This is a genomic window from Nocardioides sp., from assembly GCF_035703625.1.
In the GTDB taxonomy this organism is placed as follows: domain Bacteria; phylum Actinomycetota; class Actinomycetes; order Propionibacteriales; family Nocardioidaceae; genus Nocardioides.
This window is the reverse complement of record NZ_DASSXS010000079.1, coordinates 1-3,867: the sequence shown is the minus strand read 5'-3', so window position 1 is coordinate 3,867 and position 3,867 is coordinate 1. Positions and strand designations below refer to the sequence as shown.

Below are 3,867 nucleotides of genomic sequence, written 5' to 3'. Positions count from 1 at the left end.
TGCTCCCACTTCGACGCGTTCCGGTTCTTCACCCCGGCCGCCCGGCCCCTCAACACGCTGTCGCCCTCCAGCGGCGACCGGGCGTCGTACGAGCAGCCCGGCTGCCTGCACGCCAACATGGACCTCTACAAGCACGCCTTCCGGCTCACCCCGATGGTCTGCTCCGACCTGGTCGCCGACTGCTTCGAGCTGGCCCGCGACATCCGGGTCCTCGACATGAGGGCCTCGCCCTACGACCTCCGCGACCTCGGTCACGAGCCGGTGCGGATCGAGACCGCGGAGGGCAAGCAGGAGTACGTCGCCGCGCAGCGCGACTTCGCCGACCGGGCGGCGCCCCTGCGCCGACGACTGATCGAGGAGTGCGAGCGCTTCCTCGCCGGATGAGGGACCCGGGTGTCCTACCGTGGGCCCCATGCACCTGATCGCAGCGATCGTCCTGGCGGCGTCCCTGGCGACGGCCCCGGCACCCGCGGCAGAACCCGACCCGAGGTGGGAGTTCTTCACCGCGGACAAGACCTACTACCGCTCGCCGTGGTACCGCCATGCGCACCGGATCATGATCCCCTTCGGCTGCACCCGCGCCCCCTACTACTCGCCGGATCCACGGTGCGTGAAGAAGCGCGGCTTCCACCACGGGATCGACATCGCGATGCCCTGCGGCACGCTGCTGCGGTCCAACCGGAGGGCGTGGGTGGTCTCGAACGACTCGCTCGGACCGGCGTACGGCGCCAACCCGATCCTCCTGCGCAACTACAAGTACCGCTTCGACCTCGTGATCGGTCACACCCGGAGGGTGTTCGTGAAGCCCGGCGACCGGATCCGGCCGGGGATGGCGCTGGGCCGCGCGTCCGACTCGGCGGCGCCCGACGGGTGCCACCTGCACTTCGAGAGGCGGGCGCTCGCGGGCAGCGTCGACACCGCGGTCTTCCCGCGCAAGATGCTGCGCCTGCGGCCCAAGGGTTGACGTGGACCTGCGTGACGACCGGGTGCTGCGCAACTTCCTGACCGCCGACGGGCGGCTGCACACGATCCCGACCAGGCACTCGAAGCTGCTCGTCGTCCTGGACCACATCGCCCAGTCCTTCGAGCCCGGCCGCACCTATCCGGAGCGGGAGGTGAACGCGATCATCGAGCGGTTCCACCCCGACCACGCCGCACTGCGGCGCTACCTCGTCGAGAACCAGTTCCTCACGCGTGAAGACTCTGTCTACTGGCGCAGCGGCGGGACGTTCGATGTCTGAGCCGGAGTCTCCCGTCGTGCGTCGCGACTTCCGAGGCGAGGACTGGTACGCCGACGACCTCGGAGGCCCGACGTACGTCGAGTGCGCCTTCACCGACGTCGACCTCAGCGAGGCCACCACCAGTGGCGCGCTCTTCGACCGGTGCACGTTCCGCAACTGCCGGTTCAACGCCTCGGTGCACACGTCGTCGGCGTTCGTCGCCTGCGACTTCCAGCGCAGCAACTTCTTCGACGCGACCTTCGAGGGCTGCAAGCTGAACGGCTCGGTGTTCGACGAGTGCACCCTGCGGCCGATGAAGGTCGTCGGCGGCCAGTGGCACGGCGTGACGATCCGCGGCACCAACCTGACCAGGCTGGACCTGAGCGGGGTCGACCTCCGCGAGGCCGACCTGTCGATGAGCGACCTCAGCGGGACGGTCCTGCGCGACGCACGGCTCGACTCGGCCAACCTGCGCGAGACCGAGCTGGGCGGTGCCGACCTGCGGGGGGCGACGCTGGGAGGCGTCGACCTGGCGGCGGCCCGGCTCCGGCGCACCAGGCTCGACCTGCCCGGCGCCGTGCTGCTGGCCGAGCTGCACGGCGCCGACGTGGACCCCTGACGGGCGCCTCATGGCCCACAGCGTCCTCCTGGTGCCCGTCCCGTCGCTCGAGCAGTTCGTGCGCGAGCGGACGGCGCACCACGACGCGGGTTTCGTCTCGGCCGATCCGGCGTTCTGTCACGCGCACGTGACCGCGCTCGGGCCGTTCCTGCCCGACCCCGATGACGAGGCCATGGAACAGGTGGCCCGGATCGCGGCGACGACCTCCCCGTTCGACTTCGTGCTGGAGCGCGTCGCGACCTTCCCCGACGGGGTGATCCACCTCGTCCCCGACCCGGAGGAACCGTTCGTCGCGCTCACCGCCCTTCTGGTCGAGGCCTTCCCGCAGTGTCCGCCGTACGGCGGCCGGTTCGACGACGTACGCCCGCACCTCACCCTGGACGCGACGGCCGACGGCGTCGACGAGGCCACCGTCCGCACCTCGCTCGGGGACCTGGTGCCGACGGTGTGCCGGGCCGAGCGCCTGGACCTCACCTGGTGGGAGTGCGGCCGCTGCCGGGTGCTGCGGTCGTGGCCCCTGGGGCGGCGGCCCGCCTAGCTCGTGAGCACGCCGTGCTCGACGCACTCGGCGGACCAGCCACGAGGCACGACCTGCACCTTCATCCGGCGGCGGCACCGGGCGCAGAACCGGGGCGGCTCCATCGCGAGCAGTCGCCGGCACGCGGCGTGGTCGCCCTCGGCCAGCGGCTCGCCGCACAGTCCGCAGTAGGTCGGGTCGCTCATCGCGGCAGATGCGCCGACTCGGGCCGCTGAGGCGCGGCAGCAGCGCCGACTCGGCGGGAGATTCGTTGGCAGTTGCGCCGACTCGGCATCAGAGGGTCTTCGCGAGTTCCTTGATCGGCATCTTCAGGTCGCTGAGCAGCGCGAGGTCCTCGTCGGCGTCGCGGCCGAGCGTGGTCAGGTAGTTGCCGACGATGACGGCGTTGATGCCGCCGAGGAGGCCGTCGCGGGTGCCGAGGTCGCCGAGGGTGAGCTCGCGGCCGCCGGCGTACCGGAGCACGGTGCGGGGCATCGCCAGCCGGAACGCCGCGATCGTGCGCAGCGCGTCGGCGGACTCCATCAGCGGGAGGTCGCCGAACGGCGTGCCGGGACGCGGGTTGAGGAAGTTGAGCGGGACCTCGTGCGGGTCGAGCTCGGCCAGCTGCGCGGCCAGCTCGGCACGCTGCTCCAGCGACTCCCCCATCCCCACCAGGCCGCCGCAGCACAGCTCCATGCCGGACTCACGGACCATCTCGCAGGTCTCCCACCGCTCCTCGAACGAGTGGGTGGTGACCACGGACGGGAAGTACGACTTCGCCGACTCGAGGTTGTGGTTGTAGCGGTGCACGCCCATCGCCTTGAGGTCGTCGACCTGGTCCTGGGTGAGCATCCCCAGCGAGCAGGCGACGTTGATGTCGACCGCCTCCTGGATCGCCTTGATGCCGTCGCGGACCTGCGACATCAGCCGGTCGTCGGGACCGCGGACGGCGGCGACGATGCAGAACTCAGTGGCGCCGGTCGCGGCGGTCTCCTCGGCGGCCTTGACCAGCTGCGGGATGTCCAGCCACACCGAGCGCACCGGCGAGGTGAACTGGCCCGACTGGCTGCAGAAGTGGCAGTCCTCGGGGCAGCCGCCGGTCTTGAGGCTGATGATGCCCTCGACCTCGATCTCCGGGCCGCAGTGCTTCATGCGTACGGCGTGGGCGAGCTCGAGCAGCTCGGCGATCCGGTCGTCGGGGAGCCGCAGCACCTCGACGAGCTCGTCGCAGGACAGGCCGGTGCCCTCGTCGAGGACCTTGACACGGGCACGTTCCAGGATGTCCATCACGCCAGCAAGATATCGGGCGTCCGTAGACTGCCCGCGATGACCTCCCCGGCCTCCCCCGAGCAGCTGCTCGCCCTCGACCGTGAACACGTGTGGCATCCCTACACGTCGATGACCGAGCCGACCCCGGTCCGACTCGTCACGGGGGCGTCCGGCTGTCGCCTCCACCTGGCCGACGGCCGCGAGGTGATCGACGGGATGTCGTCGTGGTGGGCCGCGATCCA

The 3,867-nt window shown here is 70.9% G+C and carries 6 protein-coding genes and 2 pseudogenes; 6 read left to right on the top strand and 2 right to left on the bottom strand.

The genetic code is table 11. The features are described 5' to 3' along the window. The 5 genes and pseudogenes from VFN12_RS04090 to VFN12_RS04070 all read left to right on the top strand — a co-directional run. Positions 1-384: pseudogene (locus tag VFN12_RS04090) on the top strand (3-methyladenine DNA glycosylase); the annotation flags it as partial. Positions 385-412: 28 nt separating this feature from the next. Next, positions 413-964, top strand: coding sequence for a M23 family metallopeptidase (locus VFN12_RS04085; protein ID WP_325117312.1), 552 nt, complete (start codon positions 413-415; stop codon positions 962-964). A 1-nt stretch (position 965) separates the two neighbouring features. Then, positions 966-1,241, top strand: coding sequence for a DUF2087 domain-containing protein (locus VFN12_RS04080; protein WP_325117311.1), 276 nt, complete (start codon positions 966-968; stop codon positions 1,239-1,241). Positions 1,242-1,257: 16 nt separating this feature from the next. Beyond that, complete coding sequence (locus tag VFN12_RS04075) at positions 1,258-1,839, top strand: pentapeptide repeat-containing protein (protein WP_325117310.1); 582 nt, start codon at positions 1,258-1,260, stop codon at positions 1,837-1,839. 10 nt (positions 1,840-1,849) lie between these two features. Next, positions 1,850-2,377: a 2'-5' RNA ligase family protein gene (locus tag VFN12_RS04070; protein WP_325117309.1), complete on the top strand. Its 528-nt coding sequence runs from the start codon at positions 1,850-1,852 to the stop codon at positions 2,375-2,377. On the opposite strand, the gene VFN12_RS04065 is transcribed toward VFN12_RS04070, so the two are convergent. Both VFN12_RS04065 and bioB read right to left on the bottom strand, forming a co-directional pair. After that, positions 2,374-2,562 carry a hypothetical protein gene (locus VFN12_RS04065; protein WP_325117308.1) on the bottom strand — a complete coding sequence of 63 codons (189 nt, stop codon included), beginning with the start codon at positions 2,560-2,562 and terminating at the stop codon, positions 2,374-2,376. The two genes, VFN12_RS04070 and VFN12_RS04065, sit on opposite strands and share 4 nt — an antisense overlap. A gap of 88 nt (positions 2,563-2,650) precedes the next feature. Next, on the bottom strand, positions 2,651-3,643 hold the full coding sequence (bioB, locus tag VFN12_RS04060; RefSeq protein ID WP_325117313.1) for a biotin synthase BioB: 993 nt from the start codon (positions 3,641-3,643) through the stop codon (positions 2,651-2,653). 39 nt (positions 3,644-3,682) lie between these two features. Here bioB and VFN12_RS04055 point away from each other — a divergent pair. Further along, a pseudogene (locus tag VFN12_RS04055) lies at positions 3,683-3,867 on the top strand (adenosylmethionine--8-amino-7-oxononanoate aminotransferase BioA); the annotation flags it as partial.

What these genes read in the sequence shown, in the direction of transcription:
- VFN12_RS04065 (WP_325117308.1), bottom strand. Translation starts at nt 2,562, where the DNA reads ATGAGCGACCCGACCTACTGCGGACTGTGCGGCGAGCCGCTGGCCGAG.
- VFN12_RS04085 (WP_325117312.1), top strand. Translation starts at nt 413, where the DNA reads ATGCACCTGATCGCAGCGATCGTCCTGGCGGCGTCCCTGGCGACGGCC.
- VFN12_RS04070 (WP_325117309.1), top strand. Translation starts at nt 1,850, where the DNA reads ATGGCCCACAGCGTCCTCCTGGTGCCCGTCCCGTCGCTCGAGCAGTTC.
- bioB (WP_325117313.1), bottom strand. Translation starts at nt 3,643, where the DNA reads ATGGACATCCTGGAACGTGCCCGTGTCAAGGTCCTCGACGAGGGCACC.